Below are 23,143 nucleotides of genomic sequence, written 5' to 3'. Positions count from 1 at the left end.
GCTATGCGGCAGGAATTTTACTATATATATTATGGTAGAATGTCTTGTTGGCATACGGGAGTTTGTCGCTTTCGAGTACCTATGATATCTCAATTATTGTGAAGGAGGGAAGCAAAGTGCCAAGAAGAGGTTCTATTGCGAAGCGTGACGTATTACCGGATCCGCTTTATAATTCAAAACTCGTAACTCGTCTTATCAACAACATTATGTACGACGGTAAAAAGGGCGTTGCTCAGAAAATTGTTTACGGTGCATTCGATATTATTGCTGAAAAGACAGGTAACAACCCGCTTGAGGTTTTTGAACAGGCTATGGAAAATGTAATGCCCGTTCTCGAAGTAAAGGCTCGTCGTGTCGGCGGTGCTACTTATCAGGTACCTATGGAGGTTCGTCCTGAAAGACGCCAGACACTCGGTCTCCGCTGGATTTCTACTTATTCAAGAGCTCGCAGCGAAAAGACAATGAAGGAAAGACTTGCAGGAGAAATCCTTGATGCCACAAACAGTGCCGGCGGTGCTTTCAAGAAGCGTGAAGACACTCATAAGATGGCTGAAGCTAACAAGGCTTTCGCTCATTACAGATGGTAATTTTATCATCAGCGTTTATTAGGAGGATTTTATGCCAAGACAGGTTTCACTTGAAAAAACAAGAAACATCGGTATCATGGCTCACATTGATGCCGGTAAAACCACAACAACTGAGCGTATCCTGTATTATACCGGCGTAAACCATAAAATCGGTGAGACACACGACGGTGCTTCCACAATGGACTGGATGGTTCAGGAAAAAGAGCGTGGTATCACAATCACCTCTGCTGCTACAACTGCATTCTGGTTCGGCAGCAAGCATCAGTATGACAAGCACAGAATCAACATCATCGACACCCCCGGTCACGTTGACTTCACTGTTGAAGTTGAGCGTTCACTTCGTGTTCTTGACGGTTCTGTAACAGTCCTCTGCGCAAAAGGCGGCGTTGAGCCTCAGTCTGAAACAGTATGGCGCCAGGCTGATAACTACGGCGTTCCGAGAATGGTTTATGTAAACAAGATGGACATCATGGGCGCTAACTTCTACCATGTTGTTCAGATGATGAAGGACAGACTTAAATGTAATGCTGTTCCGATTCAGCTTCCGATCGGTGCTGAGAGTGATTTCAGAGGCATCGTTGACCTCGTTACTATGAAAGCCGAAATCTATCACAACGAAGACGGCACAGACTACAGTGAAGAGGAAATTCCGGAAGAGATGCAGGATCTCGCTAACGAGTATCATGAGAAACTTATCGAATCAGTTGCTGAACTCGATGAGGATCTTATGGAGAAATACTTCGGCGGCGAAGAGCTTACAATCGACGAAATCAAGAGCACAATCAGAAAGGCTACTATTGACAACACAATGGTACCTGTAACCTGCGGTTCTTCTTACCGTAACAAGGGTGTTCAGATGCTCCTTGATGCTATCGTTGATTATATGCCTGCTCCGACAGATGTACCTGCTATCAAGGGTGTTGACCCTGAAACAGGCGATGAGGTTGAAAGACCGTCATCAGATAAAGAGCCATTTGCAGCTCTCGCATTCAAGATTGCTACTGACCCGTTTGTTGGTAAGCTCTGCTTCTTCAGAGTTTACTCCGGTACAGTTTCTGCCGGCACAACTGTTTACAACTCAGTTAAGGACACCAACGAGCGTCTCGGTCGTATCTTGCAGATGCACGCTAACGACAGAAAAGATATCGATTGCGTATATGCAGGTGACATCGCTGCTGCCGTTGGTCTTAAAAATACAACAACAGGTGATACTCTCTGTGATGAGAAGGCTCCTGTTATCCTTGAGTCTATGGAATTCCCTGATCCTGTAATTCGTGTTGCTATTGAGCCGAAGACAAAAGCAGGTCAGGAAAAGATGGGTATCGCTCTTGCAAAGCTTGCAGAAGAAGATCCTACTTTCAAGGCTTATACAGACGAAGAAACAGGTCAGACAATCATCGCAGGTATGGGTGAACTCCACCTCGAAATCATTGTTGACCGTCTTCTCCGTGAATTTAAGGTAGAAGCAAACATCGGTGCTCCACAGGTTGCATACAAGGAAACTATCCGCAAGGAAGCTTCTGTTGACGAAAAGTATGCTCGTCAGTCAGGTGGTAAGGGTCAGTACGGTCACGTTAAGATCAATATCTATCCTAACAAGGACAAGGGCTATGAGTTCGTTAACAACATTGTCGGCGGTGCTATTCCAAAGGAATACATTCCGGCTGTTGACCAGGGTATTCAGGGCGCAATGCTCAGCGGTGTTGTTGCAGGCTACAATGTAGTTGATGTTAAGGTTGAGCTTTATGATGGTTCTTATCATGAAGTCGACTCATCAGAAATGGCATTTAAGATTGCCGGTTCAATGGCATTCAAGAACGCTATGAAGAAGGCAGATCCTGTACTTCTCGAACCGATCATGAAGGTTACTGTTATCACTCCTGAGGAATACCTCGGTGATGTAATCGGCGACCTTAACTCTCGTCGTGGTATGATCCAGAGCATGGAAGCTGACAACGGCGTTCAGAGAGTTATCGCTCATGTTCCGCTTTCAGAGATGTTTGGTTACGCAACAGATATGCGTTCCAAGACTCAGGGTCGTGGTCAGTATGTTATGGAGCCTGACACATATGCAGAGGTTCCGAAGAACATTGCTGAAAAGATTATGAGTGAAAGAGCTAAAAAGGACTAATCATACCTTTTAAAGCACTTTTTTCAAAAATGTATTGATTTTTTTAGAAAAAATTGATACAATATGATTAAATCTATTGTAAATTCTTTTTACAACAATAAGGAGGAAATTTCCAATGGCAAGAGAAAAATTTGAAAGAAATAAGCCCCATGTTAACATTGGTACAATCGGCCACGTTGACCATGGTAAAACAACACTTACTGCTGCTATCACAAAGGTTCTCAACCTCGAAGGCGATGCTGATTTCGTTGATTACGCTAACATCGATAAGGCTCCTGAAGAGAGAGAGCGTGGTATCACAATTAACACAGCTCACGTTGAGTATGAAACAGACAAGCGTCACTATGCACACGTTGACTGCCCAGGCCATGCTGACTATGTAAAGAACATGATCACAGGTGCTGCTCAGATGGACGGCGCTATCCTCGTTGTATCAGCTGCTGACGGTCCTATGCCACAGACAAGAGAGCACATCCTTCTTTCTCGTCAGGTAGGTGTACCTTACATCGTAGTATTCATGAACAAGACTGACCAGGTTGACGATCCTGAGCTTCTCGAGCTCGTAGAGATGGAGATCCGTGACCTCCTCAACGAGTATGAGTTCCCGGGCGATGATACACCAATCATCAAGGGTTCAGCTTACCTTGCTCTTACAAGCACATCTAAGGATCCTAACGCTCCTGAGTACAAGTGCATCCACGAGCTTATGGACGCTGTTGACGAGTATATTCCAACTCCTGACCGTAAGGCTGACCAGCCATTCCTTATGCCTGTTGAGGACGTATTCACAATCACAGGTCGTGGTACTGTTGCAACCGGTAGAGTTGAAAGAGGTCAGATTAAGACTGGTGAAGAAGTTGAAATCGTTGGTCTTACAGACGAAAAGAGAAAAGTTGTTGTTACAGGTCTTGAAATGTTCAGAAAGACCCTTGACTTCGCTGAAGCAGGCGACAACGTAGGTGTTCTTCTCCGTGGTGTTCAGAGAACTGAAATCCAGAGAGGTCAGGTACTTGCTAAGCCAGGTACAATTCACCCACACACAAAGTTCCGTGGCCAGGTTTACGTTCTTACTAAGGACGAAGGTGGCCGTCATACTCCATTCTTCAACAACTATCGTCCACAGTTCTATTTCAGAACAACTGACGTAACAGGTACAATCTCACTCCCAGAGGGCGTAGAGATGTGCATGCCTGGTGATAACGTTGAAATGGACGTTGAACTTATCACTCCTATCGCTATCGAAGTTGGTCTTCGTTTCGCTATTCGTGAAGGCGGCAGAACAGTAGGTTCAGGCGCAGTTATCGCTATTAACGAATAATTTTAACCGATTATCGTTTATTTTCTAACATTCAGAGCCGATACATTTGTATCGGCTCTTTTTGTGTTTTTTGTAGGGGCAGATATCATCCTTATGCAGGTAATATCACAAATTATATGTTAAAACAAATTCTATAATGGCACAATCTCGTAGGGGCGTTCATCGGACGCCCGCACGGCGGGCCGCCGTCCCCAATTCGAGTAGTTAGTTTGATAAAGTAACAATTCCAATGCCCGAATTAGGTAAAATGTAAGTTGTTGCTATTTTGTAGGGAAGAACCGTGTTCTCCCGCAGGTAATAGTACATACATTATGATGAATGTAAAACATATAAATGTCACAAAGTCATTGTTCACCTGTAGTGGCGATCAGCGATCGCCAATCGAACCGATTGCAAAATCGGTTCGACTTAATACAAATCATTTGTTATATGAAATTTATGTTTGTAAATATTTGCAAAATTGGTTTGCTTGTTTTGGTTGTACAACCAAAACAAATGGCGAACACGGTTCGCCGCTACAGTTTACACATAACATCCATCACATCAAAATATTTTTATAAAACAACCTCATTCATCAAGGCGGGCGCCCAATGAGCACCCCTACTTCACGAATTGGGAACGGCGGCTCGCCATTGTCGGGTGGGAAAAACTATAGCAATGTTACGCTCGGGAAATATAGCTGTTTATATATCAAACTATCTACACGAATTGAGTACGGCGGTTCGCCGGCTCGCCGTGCAACAGCAAGTTGCTTGTGAAAAATCACGCTCTGCATTATAATATACGCAAGAGGTGACGGCTATGGATACAAAAGAAATTTTACTGAAATTAAGAACAAAATCGGGCTTTTCTCAGGATGAGTTGGCTGAAAAACTGTTTGTAACAAGACAGGCTGTTTCTCGTTGGGAAAACGGCGACACAGTTCCGAATACGGAAACATTAAAACTTCTCTCAAAGCTTTATAATGTGTCAATCAATACCTTGCTCGGTTCTCCGAGAGAACTCATTTGTCAATGTTGCGGTATGCCGTTGGAAGATGAGATTATCAGCAGAGAGAAAGACGGCTTTATGAATGAAGATTATTGCAAGTGGTGTTATGCCGACGGAAATTATATGTACAGCGATATGGATGATTTGATTGATGTCTGCGTCAAAAATATGGCAAACGAGGAACATTCCGAAAAAGAGGTGCGTGAGTATCTGTTGAGAACACTCCCGAAGCTCGACTATTGGAAAAGATATAAGGAACTCGGCGGAAACAAGGCTTTTGAGGAATTTAAAAATGTTCTGATTGATGAGATAAATGCCTTAAATGTTGACGGTATGCCAAAGCTTACAAAGCTGAATGCGCTTGTCGGAAAATTTGTTAATTTGGAATACAGACTTCCGAACGGCAACACGGTTAAGTTTTTGGATGACAACGCAACATATCTCGGCAATCAGCTTGAATGTGAGTTCGGCGGTGACAGATATTTCGGCATTGTTGCAAATACCGATTTCATCCTGATTTCAACTTATGAGGAAAATCTTAAAAATCCGGAGCTTGTTTTGTACAAGAAAAGATAACAACATAACAGACAAAGAGGTGTCAGCGTTTGCGACACCTCTTTTTGCAGTTGTAATTATTGAAAAGTCAGAATAAGGTAATCCCGAACATATGCAGTACCCATAAAACAGCACCGAAAACAACAGATGCGGTAACACCGTAAACTATGACAGGTCCTGCAATGATGAACAGCTTTGCGCCGAGTCCGGCAACATATCCCTCGGATTTAAACTCGATTGCAGGCGATGAAACAGCATTTGCAAAACCTGTAATCGGCACAAGCGTACCCGCACCGCCATGCTTGGCGATTTTATCGTAAACACCGATTGCTGTCAGCAAAATTCCTATGAAAATCAGCGTTACCGATGTCAGCGTTTTTGCATCATCTTTGCTGAGGTCAAGCATTGAATAGCTGTCGGTCAAAACTTGCCCTATAAGGCAGATGAAACCGCCGATGAAAAATGCCTTAGTTCCGTTCACAAAACATTTACTTTTCGGTGAATTATTTTTCACAATCGTGCTATATTCTTTTTTTGAAATCATAAAATGCCACCTTTGCACCGTTAATTAATTTACATATATTTTTGCCGTATAAATTTCAATTATGTTTGAATTATCACTTTATTTTTTTTGACTGTTGTAGTATACTTATTAATATGTACAGCTATGTAAAACGAAATGAGGGTAAAGTAATGGAGCATTATCTCGATAACAGCGCAACTACGAAGGTGTCGCAAAAGGCGGCAGAAAAAGCGTTTGAGATAATGACCGAAAATTACGGCAATCCTTCGTCACTCCATTTGCGTGGAATGTATGCAGAGCAGGAGCTTGTAAAGGCTCGAAAAGAGGTTGCAAGAAAGCTTGGTGCAACTGCCGACGAAATCTATTTTACAAGCGGCGGTACAGAGGCGAATAACCTTGCAATTTTCGGTGTTGCCGAGGCTAAAAAACGCAGAGGAAAGCGGATTGTTGTGTCTGCCGTTGAACACAGCAGTATTATGGAATCCGCAAAAAAACTTGAGGATAACGGCTTTGATGTTGTCTACATTATGCCCCGTAAGGACGGCACAATTCACAAGGAAGATGTGCTTGAAAATGTTGACGAAAACACAATTCTTGTGTCTGTAATGTGCGTCAATAATGAAACGGGCGCAATTATGAATGTTACGGATATTTTTTCTGCCGTAAAGGCGAAGAACAGCGATGTAATCTGCCACACGGATGCCGTTCAGGCGTTCGGCAAAATCTCGCTTTCTGCGTCAAGGCTTCATGCGGATTTAATCAGCGTGAGCGGTCATAAAATCCATGCCCCGAAGGGTGTGGGTGCGATTTTTGTGAAAAAGGGTGTACGGCTTGTTCCGCTTCACTACGGCGGTGAACAGGAGAAAAAACTTCGCCCCGGCACAGAGGCAATTCCGTTGATTGCCGCAATGGGTGTTGCCTGCGGTGAATTTAACATAGATAAAAATTACGATTATGTTTCAAAGCTTAACAGCTACGCAAAGGATAAGCTATTAAAAATTGACGGTGTGAGCCTCAACTCCCCCGAAAACGCACTTCCGTATGTGCTGAATATCTCGGCAGGAAAGGTCAGGAGCGAAACCATGCTCCATTTTCTTGAAAATCTTGAGGTCTATGTGTCCTCGGGAAGTGCCTGTGCAAAGGGCAAACCGAGTTATGTGCTTGAGTCAATGAATATCGGTCGTGACAGAGCCGACAGTGCACTGAGAATCAGCTTTTCAAAATTTAACACAGAGGCAGATATCGACGCACTTTGTTACGGTATTGAAAAGGGACTGAAAACCCTTGCTCACAAATAAAATCGTATGAATACATATTAAAACAAAGGAATACATTTTATGAAGGAAATTTTACTTTTGAAAGACGGCGAAATTGTTCTTAAGGGACTTAACCGCCGTTCATTTGAAGATGTCCTCAAAAAGAACCTCAAACACGCATTAAAGAGTGCAGGCCATTTTGAGATTACATCCGCACAGTCCACAATTTATGTAAAACCGCTTGATGATGACGCAGATCTTGAAAAGGCTTGCGAAATCGTTTCAAGGGCGTTCGGAATTATCGCTTTTTCAAGAGCTGCTGTTTGTGAAAAAACAATCGAATCCGTTCTTGAAACCGCTCTGAAATATCTTGAAAATCAGCTTAAAAATATAAAAACCTTCAAGGTTGAGGCAAAGAGAAGCGACAAGAAGTTTCCGCTTAAATCTCCCGAAATTTGCAGAGAGGTCGGCGGTGAAATCCTTTCAAAGTTTCCGCATCTCAAAGTTGATGTTCACAACCCCGACCTTGTTGTAAATGTTGAAATCCGTGACTTCGGCGCTTATGTTCACGGTGAGCCGGTAAGAGGAGCAGGCGGTATTCCGGTCGGCACAGGCGGAAGAGCCGCAATTCTCATCAGCGGAGGTCTTGATTCTCCCGTTGCCGCTTATATGATGGCAAAAAGAGGTATCAGACTTACTGCAATTCACTTTGCAAGTCCGCCTTACACAAGCCCCAGAGCCGAAGACAAGGTTGTCAGACTTCTCCGCAGAGTCAGCAGATATGCAGGCGATATGGTTATGTACACTGTGCCGTTTACAAAGCTGCAGGAGAAAATCAAGGATGAATGTCCCGAGGAACTTTTCACAATCATTATGCGACGCCTGATGATGCAGATTTCAGAAAAGATTGCCGAAAAGTACGAATGTCAGGCACTCATCACAGGCGAAAGCCTCGGTCAGGTTGCAAGCCAGACAATCGGTGCGCTTTCGTGTACAGATGAGGCGACCGATATGCTCGTGTTCAGACCGCTCATAGGTATGGATAAGCAGGAGATTATTGACATTGCCTACAAGATTGATACCTATGATATATCAATTGAGCCGTATGAGGACTGCTGTACCGTGTTCACACCAAAGCATCCCCGTACAAGACCTGTTCTCAAATATGTAAAAGAGGCTCAGGAAAAGCCGAACTTCGGACCTCTTGTTGAGGAGGCTCTTCAGAACCTAAAAGTTACAAGAATTTCGGCTGATGATGAATAATCAAACGATTGAAAGGGGAATTGATATGGATGTTGAGATTTTTTCCTTAACGGGCAAAAATTCCGCTGACCTTTCTCAAACAAGCGGTGAAATTGCAAAAAAGCTTGAACAAAACGGCTTTTCCGTAACCAAAGTAAAAAGCGTTTCACCTTCATATTCTAAAATAATTTCTGCACTTAACGAGCTTGCGAAAAGCAAAAAAGCGCCTGATCAGGTTGTGATTGCAGAGGCTCTTACAACAAAGGACAGCACATCGTTCCGCAAAAAGTTTGCCGAGGTTGTTGCGGCATCCGAGAAGTATGAGAATACTCCTGTGCCGAAGGACTATTGGCGAAAGAGAAATCTTGATTTTCTCGATGCCAAAAAGCGTAAGGCAGACAAGGAAGAGATGGAACAGCTCGAGGACAAGTACAGAATGTTCCGTAAAAAGTCAAGAATTTTCAGTCTTAAAGATATGGGCAACGGCTATCGTGGCTACTGCTTTATGTACCGTGGTATTCAGGTTGCCGTTCTTCCAAAGTCGGCTCTTGCCGGTGAAAATCCCGAAGATATGGTTTGTCTTGCCTGCATAAGAGCAAAGTCAAACTTTGAAAATTCCGCAATTGACTATCCTAACGGTTTCAGCGACAGGGAATTTGTTCCGGCAAAGACAGGCTTTGTCAACAACTTCATTCCTATGCGTGGTGACGGTTCAAAGGAAGTTACAAGAAAATGCGTTGTAATTGTTTCGTTTCTCGTGTTTCTTACGGCGCTTTCGCTGTTGTTCTACAATATGATTTACCTCAGCCTGAGAAATGCCGAGCTTAACGGAGAAATTCAGCGAATTGCTCACAGCGTTGATGACGGTGAAACAACACCCAAAAAGAAAAAGGATGACACAATCAATTGGGATAAACTTCTGAAAATCAACGATGAAATTGTCGGTTGGATTCAGATGAAGGATACCCACATTGACTACCCCGTTCTTTGGCATAAGGCAGACAGCACACCGCAACAGTATTACCTTAACCACAACTACAAGAATGAGTGGGACGGCTTCGGCAGCGTATTTGTTGACTACCGTTCAACAAAGGGTACAGACGGCAAGAACCTTGTTCTTCACTCTCACCACATTCAGGACGGTTCAATGTTCGGTGATCTTATGAAGTTCGGCGGAACAACGGGGGATCTCGATTTCTATAAAGAAGTTCCGACCTTCCGTTTTGACACTCCAAAGGGCAAAGGTACTTATAAGATTATCTCCGTGTTCAAGACAAACACTCTTACCGCACACGGCGATTTCTTCAACTACATGATAAGCGACTTTGAAAATGACAAGGATTTTATGAACTATGTTTACAATGTCCGTGTTCGTTCACTCTTTAATTGTCCTGTTGATGTAAACGAGGACGATGAGCTTGTAACACTTTCAACCTGTTCGTATGAGTTCACAAACTTCAGAACGGTTATTGTTGCAAGAAAGGTAAGAGCGGGCGAGTCAACAAAGGTTGATGTTTCAAAGGCATCGCTTAATAAGAATGCAGTATGGCCGCAGGTTTATTACTCATCCTACGGCGGTACAAGACCTACCGTCACAGACTTTGACACAGCTTACAAGAAAGGTCAGATTACCTGGTATGACGGCGATTACAGCTTTAAGAACCAAAAGGTAACCAAGAAAACCGAGGCTACAACCGCAACAGATACAAAAGGTCAGGTTGTAACACAAAAGCCACAGCCTACAACAAAGGCAAAGGTTTATTGCAATGTAACCTTCCTTAACTACGACGGTTCAGCTTTGTCAACGCAAAAGGTTGAGTACGGCAAGTCGGCGGTTGTGCCTAAGACCGTACCGAAAAAACCGAGTGATGAGTATTATACCTACACCTTTGAGGGCTGGGACACCACCTATGACTATACAAAGGTAACGGCTAATTTGAGCATTGCACCAAAATTCAAGGCAACGCTGAAACCCGAATACGCAAACGCACAGTAGGAGGACGGAAAATGAATTGCAGGCTTGTATTTTTCGCTGCTCGCAAAACTTCGTTTTGCGAAAGAGCTTTGCAAAAATCCTTTTCCGAGCTTGACCTTGAACTCGTCAAAACCTGCTTTGCAACCGATTCCGAACAACTCGGAAATGAACTTACAGACGCTTTCAAAAAACTGAATGCGGTTTTCGTTGTCGGCGGACTCGGATTTGACGATGAAAAGGGAATAAAAAGCATAATTTCCCGTGCTTTGTGTGAAACCCCTGTTAATGACTGCAAAAAGCTGAAAAATGAAAACGGCGATGACGGATATGTTGTCAGAGCCGCAAATCAGATTCTTATTCTTCTGCCCGATGAACCCGAGCAGATTGAATCCATTATGCAGGGACCGCTCAGAAAATATATTATGGCAAACTCGGTAATGCAATGAGCATTGCGAATTGAAAGTTGAAAATTGAAAATGTAAAATTACAGTCGGCGGTGTGCCACCGCTGTCAATTCGAGAAGATAGTTAGATAAAAAGATTGCATCAGATGCCCGAATAAGGTTCTGATGCAATTTTTGTTTTATATGGAATCAGTAGGGGCAGCCTTGCGACTATATTTCAGACAGCGCTATGCTCCCTTTATCCGCCATAGGCGGCGGTCGCAAACCGTGTTCGCCATTTATAAAATTAATCTTGACAATGCAAAAAATGGTGCTATAATTAAAACATACTAAATACATAGGAATAGTAGAAATAAAACACATACATAATCAAGCACATAAAAATCATGCTAAGAAAGGAAGTACAGTTATGGCAAAAAGAAATTTTGGTGATGAATTCGGATTTCAGACCAGGGCTGTTCACACGGGCAATGATGTTGACAGCGAAACAGGAGCAATCAAAAGACCTATCACAATGGCAAACAGCTATGAACTCCCATATGATCCGAGTGACCTCAACTGGAGCAGTGCAGGCAAAAACCTCTACACACGCAACGGCGGTTCAAATCAGCAGTATCTTCAGGAAAAGCTTGCGTCCCTTGAGGGCGGAGAGGACTGCGTTGTTCTTGCAAGCGGTGTTGCGGCTCTGTCGGGACTTTTCTTTGCATTGCTCAAAAGCGGTGACCATGTTGTATTTTCAAGCGTAACATATATTGCGGTTTACAGACTTCTGAATGAACTTCTCAAAGACAAATTCGGTGTTGAAACAACAATTGTTGACACAACCGACATTGAAAAAGTTAAGGCGGCAATCCGTCCGAACACAAAGCTCATTCACATTGAAACACCGGGCAATCCTACTCTTTCAATTTCCGACATTGAAAAGATTGCAGAGCTTGCCCATGCAAACGGCGCACTTTTGTCGGTTGACAACACATTTGCTTCTCCGTTCAACCAAAGACCGATTGAACTCGGTGCAGACTTTACCGTTGAAAGCCTTACAAAGTACATCAACGGTCACGGTGATGCAATGGGAGGTGCAATCATCGGCAAACAAGAATACCTCGACATTATCCGTGCGCAGTCGCAGATTAACCTCGGCGCAACAATCAGCCCGTTCAATGCATGGCTGATTATGAGAGGCTCGGTAACACTTCCGTTGCGTATGAAACAGCACAACGAAAATGCCATCAAGGTTGCCCGTTATCTGAAAATGGTTAAAGGTGTAAGCTTTGTTGCATATCCGGGACTTGAGGATCACCCGAATCACGATGTTGCAGTTAAGCAGATGAAAAACGGGTTCGGCGGAGTGCTTTCGTTTGGACTTAAAGCCGACCACGATACCTACAACCGTTTTGTTACACATCTTAAAGTAATCACATCGGCTGTATCACTCGGTCACGATGAAAGCCTTATCGTATTTCTCGGTGAAAACGATGAAAGACAGTATCTTTATCCCGAAGAATTCCACAACGGATTTTTCCGTTTCAGCGTTGGTATTGAGGATGCCGAAGATATCATCGAAGATTTAAGACAGGCTTTTGAAAAAGAAAACCTGCTTTAAGGAGAGCTTATTATGAATTTTTCATATTCACAGGTGCTTGAATTCAAGAGGATTCTTGACGAAAAATTCGGAGTGTATCTACATTTTCACGATGCCTGCGGAGGACAGTATTTTTCGTTTGATGAAGCAGAGAAGGACGAAGTATATCAATTTTTAACCTCTTATTTTGCAAATATCGGCGGTAAAATCAATATTGCCGACAATAAATTGACATTTACAGTAGATAAAGCGTAATCAGAAGATTTTTTTAAAAGATTTTCAAAAAATTCTCTTGTTTGTCATTATTCTGTCACGATTGCCGTGATATAATATAGTCACAACATAAGAACGGCTTGATTTATAACAAGTCTTGCCCGAGCGTGACAGAATAAGTGGTGATAACCCATGTTAAACAGCTTACAAGATTTTCATTTGATATATTTTTCCTCTCTCTTTAATTAAAATATGGAAGAAACAGCGAGTTACACCGCTGTTTTTTTCATTTTACGGCAAAGCCGCAATGAATAACTGTATGCCGTTTTTCATATACATTATCGGTGATTGATATGAAAAAACTGCTCTGTGTGTTTTTTTGCGTAATGCTTGCGGCATTGTCGGCTGTCGTGTTTACGGGCGGAAAGGACACGCAAAAAAACTACATAAAATATGTTGAATTTAATGTTACGAAAGACGCTTTGCAAAATGCCGTTGACCTCGACATACAAACTCACGATGACGACAGGCATACCGACTGCATAACAATGCTTGCGTATCTCGGTGCGAAATACGGCGGTGATTTTACAAAGTACAAATATGGCGATATGACAGATTTTGCCGACAAAATCAAAAACGGCGAAACCGTTGAAAACCTGACAAAGGATATGAAATATTTCAACTATTACTCTCAGGCATACGGTGCGGCACTTTCGGGAATTGTCGGTGATTACGAAAAAGAAACTTCAAAAGGCACTGAAAAAGACTACGGCTTGTGCTGGTTTTCACCGATTGCCAAATCTTTTCCGTATTCCTGCTATGATGATTTCGGTGCGGTCAGAACCTACGGCTACACAAGACCGCACCTCGGTCATGATCTTATGGCGGCTGTCGGCACACCTGTCGTGGTGGTTGAGTCGGGAACGGTTGAAATTATGGGTTGGAACAGGTACGGCGGTTGGCGAATCGGAATCCGTTCTGCCGACAAAAAACGCTATTGGTACTATGCACACCTAAGGCAGAACCGTCCGTTTGCAGAAAACTTAAAAGAGGGCGACAAGGTTTGTGCAGGCGATGTAATCGGTTATGTGGGAAGAACGGGTTACAGCGATACCGAAAATACAAACGGAATAACCGAAAGTCATTTGCATCTCGGACTTGAGCTTGTGTTTGATGAGAGTCAAAAAGAAAGCAATAACGAAATATGGATTGATGTGGGTGCTATAACAAGCGTTGTTGAGCAAAATCAGAGCGAAGTCGTGCGTAATAACGAAACAAAGGAATTTACAAGGAAATACAAGTTTTTGGTTAATAATGATTTGCAAACAGGTGCAACAGGATAGACGCTTTGGCAATTGTTGGCAATACTGATTCTTAACAAAGTGACCAATGCAATTTTTATAATATCAAATGACTTTACTCCAAAACACAGACTGTCATACGGCAGTCTGTGTTTTGTCTCTAAGTCGAAATTTGTCACGAAATGTCAACAATACCGAACAGAACAATTTATTCTGTCAAAAGCACAAAATCATAAACATTACTTTTATTCTTTACAGGCAAAAAATCATATAATTTGTACGTTGACTGAAAAATAGCAATAAGTTAAAATATGTAGGACGGTATTTGAAAAAATTTATGAATTTAAATTTGCAGGAGGATAAAACGAGTGGTATTTTCGAGCCTTGTATTTATGTTTGCGTATCTGCCGATTACCTTGCTTGCCTATTATCTTGTGCCAAGACAGGGACGTAATATTTTTCTCTTTATCGTAAACCTTATATTCTACGGTTGGGGCGAACCTAGGCTTGTTCTGCTTATGGTGTTCAACATCTTCTTCAACTATATAGGCGGTTGGCTTGTTGACAAATACAGAGCCGACGCCAAAAAGAAAAAGCTGTTTCTGATTCTTACCTGTGTGCTTGATATAGGTATTCTTGCGGTGTTTAAATATACGGGAATGATAACCGAAACGCTCAATATGCTGCCGTTTCTCAATATTCCGGAGCTTCAAATCAGCCTGCCGATCGGCATCAGCTTCTACACATTCCAGACAATGAGCTATGTTATTGATGTTTACCGTGACGATGCGCCAGTGTCGAAAAACTTTATCAACTTCGGTACTTATGTTGCACTTTTTCCGCAGCTTATTGCAGGTCCGATTGTCCGTTACCGTGATGTTGCCGAACAGCTTGTAAACCGCCGTGAAACGCTTGAAATGTTCACAAAGGGTGTAAAGCTCTTTATGGTCGGTCTTGCAAAAAAGGTAATTATCGCAAACACCATGGGAACGCTCACAACAAACATTTTTGCAACAACCGATGAAAACGGCGTTGTCGGAACATGGGTGGGTATGATAGCCTATACATTCCAGATTTACTTTGATTTCTCAGGTTACTCCGATATGGCTTGCGGTCTTGGCAATATGATGGGATTCGAGTTTCTTAAAAACTTTAACTATCCCTACATCGCAAAGTCGATTACAGACTTTTGGAGAAGATGGCATATTTCCCTTTCGACATGGTTCAAAGAATATGTTTATATTCCTCTCGGCGGTAACAGAAAGGGCGTTAAAAGGCAGATTCTCAACCTTCTTATCGTGTGGGGACTTACAGGACTTTGGCACGGTGCGGCATACAACTTTGTACTTTGGGGACTTTACTACGGACTTCTTCTTATTCTTGAAAAATTCGTACTCAAAAAATTTCTCGACAGACTGCCGTCATTTGTTCAGCACATTTACACTCTGTTTATCATAATCATCGGTTGGGGACTTTTCTACTTCACGGATGTCGGACAGCTCGGTGAGTTTATGGTTGACCTTTTCAATTTCGGCAACGGAATTTGCGGCGATCAGGCGTTCAATCTTATTATGAGCAACCTGCCAATGCTTATTATTGCGGCTGTTGCGTCAACTCCGCTTGCAACAATGCTTTACACACGCTTTGAACACAGACGCTTTATGTGGATTCCCGAAACACTCTACTGTATGGGTGTTCTTGCTGTCAGCACGGCAAGCCTTGTTAATCAGAGCTACAACCCGTTCCTTTATTTCAGATTTTAAAACGGCTGTGAACAATTAGAAAAAGTCAGGTGAATATATATGCGTTTTGCTGATAACAGAAATAAAATCGGAAAATACATTCCTGCGGTTGTATTTCTGATTTTCATATACGGAATGGCTTTGTGGTTTATCTTTTCTCCGAAACCCGACTACAGCTCTTCCGAAAAAAGATACTTGCAGAAGTTTCCGGAGGTTACAGCCGAAAAATTGCTTTCGGGTGATTTCGGCAGTGAGTTTGAAACATTCTTTGCCGACAGGTTTCCGCAGAGAAACACATGGGTAGGTCTTAACGCATACACCGCCCTTGCAGAGGGTAACAACGGTGCAAGCGGTGTGTATAGCTGCAAAAACGGCTACCTTATCAACAAGCCTGTTTCGACTGAAAACAACCTCGATAAGAATATCGGTGCGGTTGCGGATTTTGCAAAATCAATTGACACTCCGACAACGGTTATGCTTGTTCCGTCAACAGGATATATTGTTGATGATGTGCTTCCGACATTCCACGATAAATACAACGATGATGAGGATATAAGCAAGATTTCTTCAACGCTTTCAAAGGATAAAATCGGATTTGTCGATTTGCGTGAACGCTTTAAGAGCGAATACAAAAACGGCAGTCAGCTTTACTACAAAACCGACCACCATTGGACAACAAAGGGTGCTTACACGGGCTACCAAGAGCTTTGCAAGGCACTCGGCATTACTCCGATTGATGATTCAACCCTGAAAAAAGACAGCTACCCCGACTTTTACGGCACAACATATTCTTCAAGCGGTTTTTGGCTCACTCCGCCCGATAATATCGAAATTTGGAATAACCCTAAAAATTCCGACAGGAATATCTCCGTAAAAATTACTGAGGGTGCAAATATTAAAACTTCGGGTTCAATGTACTTTACCGACCATCTCAAAGAGGACGACAAGTACCCCGTGTTTATTGACGGCAATCACGCTCTCACGGAGATTACAAACACCAATGCAAAGAACGGCACAATTCTTCTCATCAAGGACAGCTTTTCGCACAGTCTTGCACCGTTCCTTGCAGAAAACTACAGCAAGGTGGTTCTGGTTGACCTGCGTTATTATAAGGAAAGCGTGTCAGACCTTGTGACAACCTACAACCCCGAACAGGTTGTTGTGCTTTACGGAATTGACAACCTTGCAACCGATACGGATATCGTATGGCTCAAGTAAATTCTTTAATATTCAATTGAATTAAAAACGGCTGTTGCTGATGAATTGACTTTCGTCAAGTGACAGCCGTTTCTCTGTAATTCTTTAATCCGTTATATCCTACATTCTCCATAAAACAATGCAAAAAAATAACCACCCATAAATCGGGTGGTGTCGGATACGATTTTATAAGCGCTACGCTCGAGCGTTTTATGTTTTTGTAAATTAAACTATCTACACAAACTTAAAATTAAAATTCAACACCGATTCTGCCGGTGATGCCTCGATCGTAGGGATGTTTGATTTTTTTGAACTCGGTCACATAATCGCAAAGGTCAATCATTTTTTGTGACGGGTTATGACCTGTCATAATGATTTCCATGCTTGAGGGAGCGTTGGTGATGAACTCAACAACCTCGGATTCGGTGAGCATTTCAGCATTGATTGCGTCAATAATCTCGTCAAATACAACCATGTCGTACTTTTCGGTCAGGGCAAGTGTGACACTGTGGTCAAAAATACCCTTGAAAATTTTTGCCGCCTGAGCCTTTTCCTTTTCGTTCATCTGAAATGTGAACTTGAGGTCGGCGGGGCAGAGCGTGAGAGTCACATTCTCGGTGTGACTGAGAACATGGCGTTCCCCCGAAAATTCCGTTTTTAAAAATTGCACAAACAGCACCTTGAGGTTACTGCCCGCCGCCCTGACGGCAATTCCTACAGCGGCTGTGGTTTTGCCCTTACCGTCACCAAAATACAAATGTTTCATTGTCTGTCATTCCTTTTCATAAAACTGCACAATTGACAAAATGGAGTCCCTTATATACAATAGTATAGAAAAGACATTTTCGTCTGCCTAATTATAACATAAAATCGGCAAACGGGAGTATGTACAAATTAAACAAAATTAATTAAAAATATTTCAAAAACTTCTATACCGCTTATTTTGCCGAAAAGGTTGAAATAATGCGGTATTTCGTTTATAATAATGTTTGTGTGACTGCACAAGATATGCGATGAAGCGGGAGGTTGCGGCATTAAGCCGGTTTTTCCGTGGAGTATGTCCGATTTTAAACCGGGCGATTAAATTGAAACACAGAGCGATTGAGTGGCAATGGGGTTGCTTTGCCATAACTGCGCTCAAACGCTTTCAGAACTTCCCGGTTAACTGAATAGTTAAACGGGTTTTTTAATGCGGGGTGAGGAAACACCCGGCAGAGTTTCAAAAAGTTTTGAAAAGCAACGCCCGCCAACTAACATTTTTAAGGAGGCGACGATAATGGCAGTCAAGGAAAAGATTAGAATAAGATTAAAGGGTTATGATCATCAGCTCGTTGATCAGTCTGCAGAGAGAATCGTGGCAACAGCTAAGCGCACAGGCGCAAGAGTTTCAGGTCCCGTTCCGCTCCCGACTGAGAAGCAGGTTGTAACAATTCTCCGTGCTGTTCATAAGTACAAGGACAGCCGTGAGCAGTTTGAAATCAGAACTCACAAGCGTCTTATCGACATCTTAAGACCGTCAAACAAGACAGTCGAGGCTCTTATGAGCTTAGAGCTCCCTGCCGGCGTTGATATCGAGATTAAGTTATAATCGGATACCAACCTACAAGCAGACAGGGTCATGTTGGGAAACCAACCAATAACCTATAAGGAGGATACAATTTATGCAGAAAGCAATCATCGGTAAGAAAATCGGTATGACACAGATTTTCGATGAAAAGGGAATCATGATTCCCGTAACTGTTGTTGAGGCAGGCCCTTGCGTGGTAACAGCCAAGAAAACAGTTGAAAACGACGGCTACGCTTCGGTACAGCTCGGCTACGGCGATGTTAAACCTCACAAGGTAAACAAGCCAATGAAGGGCTTCTTTGATAAGGCCGGTGTAGCACCAAAGAAAACTCTTAAAGAGTTCCGCTTTACAGACACAGACGCTTACAGCATCGGTGATCTCGTTAAAGCAGACGTATTCACCCCCGGCGACAAGATTGACGTAACAGGCAAGAGCAAAGGTAAGGGTACAGCAGGTGTTATTAAGAGATGGAACTTCCACCGTCTTAAGGAATCACACGGTACAGGTCCTTGCGTACGCCACGGCGGTTCAATCGGTGCCTGCTCATCACCTTCAAGAGTTTGGAAGGGTAAGAGAATGGCAGGTCACCTCGGCGCAGAACAGGTAACGGTTCAGAACCTCACAGTTGTTAAGGTTGACGCAGAAAACAACCTCATCGCTGTTAAGGGTGCTATTCCGGGTCCTAACAAGGGAATCGTTGTAATCAAAGATTCCGTAAAGGCTTAAGGAAGGGGGATTATAAATGCCAAATTTAGCAGTAGTAGATATGGAAGGCAAGAATGTCGGTACAATCGAGCTTGCCGAGTCCGTATTCGGTATCGAACCAAATGCAGCTGTTATGCATCAGATGGTAGTTAACTACCTCGCAGCACAGCGTCAGGGCACACAGTCCGCTCTTACAAGATCAGAGGTTTCAGGCGGCGGTAAAAAGCCGTGGAGACAGAAGGGTACAGGCCGTGCAAGACAGGGTTCAACAAGAGCTCCGCAGTGGACACACGGCGGCGTTGTATTCGCTCCGAAGCCAAGAGATTACAGATTTTCCGTAAACAAGAAGGTAAGAAGACTTGCTATGAAGTCAGCTTTCTCTTCAAAGGTTATGGAGAACGAGCTCATCGTTGTTGATTCAATCAGCATGGACGAGTACAAGACAAAGAAGATTGTTGCAATGCTCAGCGCAATCGGAGCTGAAAAGAAGGCTCTCATTGTTCTTCCTGAGGTTGACAGCAAGGTTATTAAATCAGCTAACAACATCCCCGGTGTTAAAACAGCTCAGGTAAACACTCTTAATGTATATGACATTTTGAATGCTGACAAGCTTATCATCGTTAAGGATGCGGTAAGCAAGATTGAGGAGGTATATGCATGATAGCTCATGATATTGTAATCCGCCCTGTTATTACCGAAAAGAGTATGCTCGGCGCAGTTAACAAAATTTATACCTTTGAAGTTGCTAAGTCAGCAAACAAGATTGAAATTGCAAAAGCTTGTGAAGAAGTTTTCGGCGTTAAGGTTGCAAAGGTAAACACAGTAAGCATGAGAGGCAAATTCCGTCGTCAGGGCAGAAACAACGGCGGCTACTCAAAGAGCTGGAAGAAAGCAATCGTAAAACTTACCGAAGACAGCAAGCCTATCGAATTTTTTGAAGGCATGATGTAATACTGACTCAGGTTCAGTATTGAGTCTGAAAAACATTATTCAGGCAGAATGTATGGGAAATGCCATATTCCCGCAAAGCCATCATGAGGAGAGTGAAACCAAATGGCCATTAAAGTATATAAGCCGACCATTAACTCAAGAAGAAATATGTCGGTTACAGATTATTCGGGTCTTTCAAAGGTTGAGCCGGAAAAAAGCTTGCTTGCTCCTTTAAATAAAAAGGCAGGTCGTAACAGCTACGGCAGAATCACCGTTCGTCACAGAGGCGGCGGCAACCGCAAAAAGTACCGTATTATTGACTTCAAGCGTCAGAAATTTGATGTTGAAGGTACAGTTAAAACATTAGAGTACGATCCAAACCGTTCTGCATTCATTGCTCTTGTAGAGTACACAGACGGCGAAAAGGCTTACATTATTGCTCCGGAAGGACTTAAGGTAGGCGACAAGGTAACAGCAGGTGCAAACGCTGATATTAAGCCCGGTAACGCACTTCCGCTTACAGCAATCCCTGTTGGTACATTTATCCACAATGTAGAGCTTTATCCCGGCAGAGGCGCTCAGCTCGCTCGTTCAGCCGGCAACATGGCTCAGCTCATGGCTAAGGAAAACGGTCTTGCACTTTTAAGACTTCCTTCAGGCGAGCTCAGAAACGTTCCTGAAAACTGCATGGCTACAATCGGTCAGGTAGGTAACACCGATCACGAAAATGTTAAGATCGGTAAAGCAGGTCGTAAGAGAAACATGGGTTGGCGTCCTACTGTTCGTGGTTCTGTAATGAACCCTAACGACCATCCGCACGGCGGTGGTGAGGGTAAGTCACCTGTTGGTCGTCCGGGCCCTGTAACCCCATGGGGTAAGCCCGCACTCGGCTACAAGACTCGTAAGAACAACAAGAGCAGCGACAAGCTTATCGTAAGAAGAAGAAACGGTAAGTAAGGCGGAAAGGAGCTAAAACATGAGTAGAAGTACTAAAAAGGGCCCTTATGTTCAGCCTGTACTGCTCAAAAGGGTTATCGAAATGAACGAAGCAGGCGAAAAGAGAATTCTCAAGACTTGGTCAAGAAGTTCAACAATTTTCCCTGAATTCGTTGGTCACACATTTGCCGTTCATGACGGCAGAAAACATGTTCCTGTATATGTAACCGAAGATATGGTTGGTCACAAGCTCGGTGAGTTTGCTCCGACAAGAACATTCAAAGGTCACGCAGGATCAAAGACAAGCAAATAAGCGGAAGGAGAGTATTGCAGATGGAAGCAAAGGCAAATGCAAAATTTGTTCGTATTTCACCCCGCAAGGTTAATGTAGTTCTTGACCTCGTAAGAGGCAAAGACGTTAAGTATGCGGAAGCTGTTCTCAAGCACACTCCCAAGGCCGCTTGCGAGCCGCTTTTAAAGCTGCTCAATTCAGCTATGGCAAATGCTGAGAACAACCATGACATGGATGTATCCAAGCTTTACATTGCTCAGTGCAATGCAACAGCAGGCCCCATCCTTAAAAGAATTCGTCCGAGAGCACAGGGCAGAGCGTTCAGAATCAACAAGAGAACTTCTCACATTTCCCTCGTACTCAAGGAAAGAGAAGACGACTAAGGGGAGGTTAGATTATGGGTCAGAAAGTTAATCCGCACGGTCTCCGTGTCGGCGTTATTAAAGATTGGGATTCCCGTTGGTTTGCAAACAAGAAGGACTTCGGTGCTACACTCGTTGAGGACTATAACCTCCGTAAGACTCTGAAGGCTCAGCTTTACAACTTCGGTATCTCAAAGATTGAAATTGAGCGTGACGGCAAAAAGGTTAAAATCAGCATTCACTGCGCTAAGCCCGGTCTTGTAATCGGTAAGGGTGGTTCTGAGATTGAAAAGCTCAGAGCACAGTGCGAAAAGATGCTCGGCAAGCCCGTTGCAATCAATATCGTAGAAGTTAAGGCTCCTGAGCTTGATGCACAGCTCGTTGCAGAAAGCATCGCTCAGCAGCTTGAAAAGAGAATCTCTTTCCGCCGTGCAATGAAGATGTCAATCGGCAACGCAATGCGTCGTGGCGCTAAGGGTATTAAGATCATGTGTTCAGGCCGTCTTGGCGGTGCTGAAATTGCTCGTTCAGAGCAGTACCACGAAGGTACTATTCCGCTTCAGACACTTCGTGCCGACATCGACTACGGCTTTGCAGAAGCTAACACAACCTACGGTAAAGTAGGCGTTAAGGTTTGGCTATACAAGGGCGAGGTTCTTAACGAAGTTAAGTCAAGAAAGCCCCGCAGAGAAGGAGGCAGAAAGTAATGTTATTACCTAAGAGAGTAAAATACAGAAGAGTTCACAGAGGTCGTATGACAGGTAAGGCTCTTCGTGGTAACAAGGTTACTTACGGCGATTTCGGTCTTCAGGCTACAGAGCCTGCATGGATCACCTCAAACCAGATTGAGGCTGCCCGTGTCGCTATGACTCGTTACTGCAAAAGATTCGGTAAAGTATGGATCAAAATTTTCCCTGATAAGCCTGTTACAGCAAAGCCTGCTGAAACACGAATGGGTTCAGGTAAAGGTTCACCCGAGTACTGGGTAGCCGTAGTAAAGCCCGGCAGAGTTATGTTTGAACTCGGCGGCGTAGATGAAGCTACTGCAAGAGAGGCTCTTCGCCTTGCTGCAAATAAGCTTCCGATCAAGTGCAAGTTTGTTAAGAAAGAGGAGGGTGAGCAGTAATGAAAGCATCAGAACTCAGAGATATGTCAGTAGAAGAGCTTCAGACAAAGCTCACTGAACTCAAAGAAGAATTATTCAATCTTCGTTTCCAGCTTGCTGTTAATCAGCTCGAAAACTCATCCAGAATCGGTGCTGTTAAAAAGGACATCGCAAGAATTTCAACAGTTCTTCGTCAGATGGAACTTAACGGCGCTGAAGCTTAAGAGAGG

25 protein-coding genes are annotated in these 23,143 nt (G+C 43.3%); 23 read left to right on the top strand and 2 right to left on the bottom strand.

All coding sequences use genetic code 11. The annotated features are described in order from the left end of the window. Positions 1-116 precede the first annotated feature (116 nt). From rpsG to AC2HW8_RS02235, 4 genes are all read left to right on the top strand, one after another. Positions 117-587 (top strand): 30S ribosomal protein S7, encoded by a 471-nt coding sequence (gene rpsG, locus AC2HW8_RS02250; protein WP_021882688.1) that lies wholly within the window; start codon positions 117-119, stop codon positions 585-587. 31 nt (positions 588-618) lie between these two features. Beyond that, complete coding sequence (gene fusA, locus AC2HW8_RS02245; protein ID WP_015523174.1) at positions 619-2,718, top strand: elongation factor G; 2,100 nt, start codon at positions 619-621, stop codon at positions 2,716-2,718. Positions 2,719-2,833: 115 nt separating this feature from the next. Then, entirely contained in the window at positions 2,834-4,036 is a 1,203-nt protein-coding gene (gene tuf, locus AC2HW8_RS02240; protein WP_015523175.1) for an elongation factor Tu, read from the top strand. 801 nt (positions 4,037-4,837) lie between these two features. After that, positions 4,838-5,602 (top strand): zinc ribbon domain-containing protein, encoded by a 765-nt coding sequence (locus AC2HW8_RS02235; protein WP_296177141.1) that lies wholly within the window; start codon positions 4,838-4,840, stop codon positions 5,600-5,602. A 67-nt stretch (positions 5,603-5,669) separates the two neighbouring features. On the opposite strand, the gene spoVAC is transcribed toward AC2HW8_RS02235, so the two are convergent. Continuing rightward, positions 5,670-6,125 (bottom strand): stage V sporulation protein AC, encoded by a 456-nt coding sequence (gene spoVAC / locus AC2HW8_RS02230; RefSeq protein WP_176790006.1) that lies wholly within the window; start codon positions 6,123-6,125, stop codon positions 5,670-5,672. Between the two features lie 149 nt (positions 6,126-6,274). Here spoVAC and AC2HW8_RS02225 point away from each other — a divergent pair, with 149 nt between their 5' ends. The 9 genes from AC2HW8_RS02225 (at position 6,275) to AC2HW8_RS02185 (ending at position 17,036) form a co-directional block, all read left to right on the top strand. Further along, on the top strand, positions 6,275-7,402 hold the full coding sequence (locus AC2HW8_RS02225; RefSeq protein WP_118101697.1) for a cysteine desulfurase family protein: 1,128 nt from the start codon (positions 6,275-6,277) through the stop codon (positions 7,400-7,402). Positions 7,403-7,441: 39 nt separating this feature from the next. Further along, the gene (thiI, locus tag AC2HW8_RS02220; protein ID WP_484320217.1) at positions 7,442-8,623 is read left to right on the top strand and encodes a tRNA uracil 4-sulfurtransferase ThiI; all 1,182 of its coding nucleotides are present in this window, start codon (positions 7,442-7,444) and stop codon (positions 8,621-8,623) included. Continuing rightward, on the top strand, positions 8,613-10,598 hold the full coding sequence (gene srtB, locus AC2HW8_RS02215) for a class B sortase (protein WP_324506381.1): 1,986 nt from the start codon (positions 8,613-8,615) through the stop codon (positions 10,596-10,598). Before thiI ends, srtB begins: the two co-directional genes overlap by 11 nt. A gap of 11 nt (positions 10,599-10,609) precedes the next feature. Further along, entirely contained in the window at positions 10,610-11,023 is a 414-nt protein-coding gene (locus AC2HW8_RS02210; RefSeq protein ID WP_015523180.1) for a hypothetical protein, read from the top strand. 366 nt (positions 11,024-11,389) lie between these two features. Next, entirely contained in the window at positions 11,390-12,583 is a 1,194-nt protein-coding gene (locus tag AC2HW8_RS02205; RefSeq protein ID WP_293642731.1) for a trans-sulfuration enzyme family protein, read from the top strand. 12 nt (positions 12,584-12,595) lie between these two features. Next, a complete protein-coding gene (locus tag AC2HW8_RS02200) occupies positions 12,596-12,817 on the top strand; it encodes an RDAC family protein (RefSeq protein WP_046431414.1) in 222 nt (73 codons plus the stop codon). Between the two features lie 311 nt (positions 12,818-13,128). Further along, complete coding sequence (locus tag AC2HW8_RS02195; protein WP_484327089.1) at positions 13,129-14,118, top strand: M23 family metallopeptidase; 990 nt, start codon at positions 13,129-13,131, stop codon at positions 14,116-14,118. Between the two features lie 326 nt (positions 14,119-14,444). Continuing rightward, the gene (locus tag AC2HW8_RS02190; protein WP_303806648.1) at positions 14,445-15,839 is read left to right on the top strand and encodes an MBOAT family O-acyltransferase; all 1,395 of its coding nucleotides are present in this window, start codon (positions 14,445-14,447) and stop codon (positions 15,837-15,839) included. A 39-nt stretch (positions 15,840-15,878) separates the two neighbouring features. Then, a complete protein-coding gene (locus tag AC2HW8_RS02185) occupies positions 15,879-17,036 on the top strand; it encodes a DHHW family protein (protein ID WP_484327088.1) in 1,158 nt (385 codons plus the stop codon). A 229-nt stretch (positions 17,037-17,265) separates the two neighbouring features. Here AC2HW8_RS02185 and AC2HW8_RS02180 read toward each other — a convergent pair whose 3' ends face one another. Further along, positions 17,266-17,781, bottom strand: coding sequence for a cob(I)yrinic acid a,c-diamide adenosyltransferase (locus tag AC2HW8_RS02180; protein WP_015523186.1), 516 nt, complete (start codon positions 17,779-17,781; stop codon positions 17,266-17,268). A gap of 510 nt (positions 17,782-18,291) precedes the next feature. Between AC2HW8_RS02180 and rpsJ the strand changes: the two genes are divergently transcribed. The 10 genes from rpsJ to rpmC all read left to right on the top strand — a co-directional run bounded on the left by rpsJ (position 18,292) and on the right by rpmC (position 23,137). After that, the gene (gene rpsJ, locus AC2HW8_RS02175; RefSeq protein WP_015523187.1) at positions 18,292-18,603 is read left to right on the top strand and encodes a 30S ribosomal protein S10; all 312 of its coding nucleotides are present in this window, start codon (positions 18,292-18,294) and stop codon (positions 18,601-18,603) included. A gap of 73 nt (positions 18,604-18,676) precedes the next feature. Next, positions 18,677-19,309 carry a 50S ribosomal protein L3 gene (rplC, locus tag AC2HW8_RS02170; RefSeq protein ID WP_015523188.1) on the top strand — a complete coding sequence of 211 codons (633 nt, stop codon included), beginning with the start codon at positions 18,677-18,679 and terminating at the stop codon, positions 19,307-19,309. Positions 19,310-19,325: 16 nt separating this feature from the next. Then, positions 19,326-19,949 (top strand): 50S ribosomal protein L4, encoded by a 624-nt coding sequence (gene rplD / locus AC2HW8_RS02165; RefSeq protein WP_015523189.1) that lies wholly within the window; start codon positions 19,326-19,328, stop codon positions 19,947-19,949. Then, complete coding sequence (gene rplW, locus AC2HW8_RS02160) at positions 19,946-20,239, top strand: 50S ribosomal protein L23 (RefSeq protein WP_015523190.1); 294 nt, start codon at positions 19,946-19,948, stop codon at positions 20,237-20,239. The genes rplD and rplW overlap by 4 nt, the downstream gene beginning before the upstream one ends. Before the next feature lie 102 nt (positions 20,240-20,341). Further along, positions 20,342-21,175 carry a 50S ribosomal protein L2 gene (gene rplB, locus AC2HW8_RS02155; RefSeq protein WP_015523191.1) on the top strand — a complete coding sequence of 278 codons (834 nt, stop codon included), beginning with the start codon at positions 20,342-20,344 and terminating at the stop codon, positions 21,173-21,175. Positions 21,176-21,194: 19 nt separating this feature from the next. Further along, complete coding sequence (gene rpsS / locus AC2HW8_RS02150; RefSeq protein ID WP_015523192.1) at positions 21,195-21,467, top strand: 30S ribosomal protein S19; 273 nt, start codon at positions 21,195-21,197, stop codon at positions 21,465-21,467. 20 nt (positions 21,468-21,487) lie between these two features. Then, the gene (rplV, locus tag AC2HW8_RS02145) at positions 21,488-21,829 is read left to right on the top strand and encodes a 50S ribosomal protein L22 (protein WP_015523193.1); all 342 of its coding nucleotides are present in this window, start codon (positions 21,488-21,490) and stop codon (positions 21,827-21,829) included. A 14-nt stretch (positions 21,830-21,843) separates the two neighbouring features. Continuing rightward, positions 21,844-22,515: a 30S ribosomal protein S3 gene (rpsC, locus tag AC2HW8_RS02140; RefSeq protein ID WP_015523194.1), complete on the top strand. Its 672-nt coding sequence runs from the start codon at positions 21,844-21,846 to the stop codon at positions 22,513-22,515. After that, positions 22,515-22,934: a 50S ribosomal protein L16 gene (gene rplP, locus AC2HW8_RS02135; RefSeq protein ID WP_015523195.1), complete on the top strand. Its 420-nt coding sequence runs from the start codon at positions 22,515-22,517 to the stop codon at positions 22,932-22,934. The genes rpsC and rplP overlap by 1 nt, the downstream gene beginning before the upstream one ends. Then, positions 22,934-23,137 carry a 50S ribosomal protein L29 gene (gene rpmC / locus AC2HW8_RS02130; RefSeq protein WP_015523196.1) on the top strand — a complete coding sequence of 68 codons (204 nt, stop codon included), beginning with the start codon at positions 22,934-22,936 and terminating at the stop codon, positions 23,135-23,137. The genes rplP and rpmC overlap by 1 nt, the downstream gene beginning before the upstream one ends. The last annotated feature ends 6 nt before the right edge of the window (positions 23,138-23,143 follow it).

It is taken from the genome of Ruminococcoides sp. (genome assembly GCF_057037865.1).
The sequence above is the reverse complement of the archived record's forward strand: the minus strand, read 5'-3'. Positions and strand labels throughout refer to the sequence as shown.

Excerpts from the sequence above, each read along its gene's own strand:
- AC2HW8_RS02180 (WP_015523186.1), bottom strand. The coding sequence starts at position 17,781 with ATGAAACATTTGTATTTTGGTGACGGTAAGGGCAAAACCACAGCCGCT.
- rpsS (WP_015523192.1), top strand. The coding sequence starts at position 21,195 with ATGAGTAGAAGTACTAAAAAGGGCCCTTATGTTCAGCCTGTACTGCTC.
- spoVAC (WP_176790006.1), bottom strand. The coding sequence starts at position 6,125 with ATGATTTCAAAAAAAGAATATAGCACGATTGTGAAAAATAATTCACCG.
- rplB (WP_015523191.1), top strand. The coding sequence starts at position 20,342 with ATGGCCATTAAAGTATATAAGCCGACCATTAACTCAAGAAGAAATATG.
- rplD (WP_015523189.1), top strand. The coding sequence starts at position 19,326 with ATGCCAAATTTAGCAGTAGTAGATATGGAAGGCAAGAATGTCGGTACA.
- AC2HW8_RS02195 (WP_484327089.1), top strand. The coding sequence starts at position 13,129 with ATGAAAAAACTGCTCTGTGTGTTTTTTTGCGTAATGCTTGCGGCATTG.
- AC2HW8_RS02185 (WP_484327088.1), top strand. The coding sequence starts at position 15,879 with ATGCGTTTTGCTGATAACAGAAATAAAATCGGAAAATACATTCCTGCG.
- AC2HW8_RS02200 (WP_046431414.1), top strand. The coding sequence starts at position 12,596 with ATGAATTTTTCATATTCACAGGTGCTTGAATTCAAGAGGATTCTTGAC.
- rplV (WP_015523193.1), top strand. The coding sequence starts at position 21,488 with ATGGAAGCAAAGGCAAATGCAAAATTTGTTCGTATTTCACCCCGCAAG.
- rpsJ (WP_015523187.1), top strand. The coding sequence starts at position 18,292 with ATGGCAGTCAAGGAAAAGATTAGAATAAGATTAAAGGGTTATGATCAT.
- AC2HW8_RS02235 (WP_296177141.1), top strand. The coding sequence starts at position 4,838 with ATGGATACAAAAGAAATTTTACTGAAATTAAGAACAAAATCGGGCTTT.
- AC2HW8_RS02205 (WP_293642731.1), top strand. The coding sequence starts at position 11,390 with ATGGCAAAAAGAAATTTTGGTGATGAATTCGGATTTCAGACCAGGGCT.
- thiI (WP_484320217.1), top strand. The coding sequence starts at position 7,442 with ATGAAGGAAATTTTACTTTTGAAAGACGGCGAAATTGTTCTTAAGGGA.
- rplC (WP_015523188.1), top strand. The coding sequence starts at position 18,677 with ATGCAGAAAGCAATCATCGGTAAGAAAATCGGTATGACACAGATTTTC.
- rplW (WP_015523190.1), top strand. The coding sequence starts at position 19,946 with ATGATAGCTCATGATATTGTAATCCGCCCTGTTATTACCGAAAAGAGT.
- fusA (WP_015523174.1), top strand. The coding sequence starts at position 619 with ATGCCAAGACAGGTTTCACTTGAAAAAACAAGAAACATCGGTATCATG.
- tuf (WP_015523175.1), top strand. The coding sequence starts at position 2,834 with ATGGCAAGAGAAAAATTTGAAAGAAATAAGCCCCATGTTAACATTGGT.
- AC2HW8_RS02210 (WP_015523180.1), top strand. The coding sequence starts at position 10,610 with ATGAATTGCAGGCTTGTATTTTTCGCTGCTCGCAAAACTTCGTTTTGC.
- rplP (WP_015523195.1), top strand. The coding sequence starts at position 22,515 with ATGTTATTACCTAAGAGAGTAAAATACAGAAGAGTTCACAGAGGTCGT.
- AC2HW8_RS02225 (WP_118101697.1), top strand. The coding sequence starts at position 6,275 with ATGGAGCATTATCTCGATAACAGCGCAACTACGAAGGTGTCGCAAAAG.
- rpmC (WP_015523196.1), top strand. The coding sequence starts at position 22,934 with ATGAAAGCATCAGAACTCAGAGATATGTCAGTAGAAGAGCTTCAGACA.
- rpsC (WP_015523194.1), top strand. The coding sequence starts at position 21,844 with ATGGGTCAGAAAGTTAATCCGCACGGTCTCCGTGTCGGCGTTATTAAA.
- srtB (WP_324506381.1), top strand. The coding sequence starts at position 8,613 with ATGATGAATAATCAAACGATTGAAAGGGGAATTGATATGGATGTTGAG.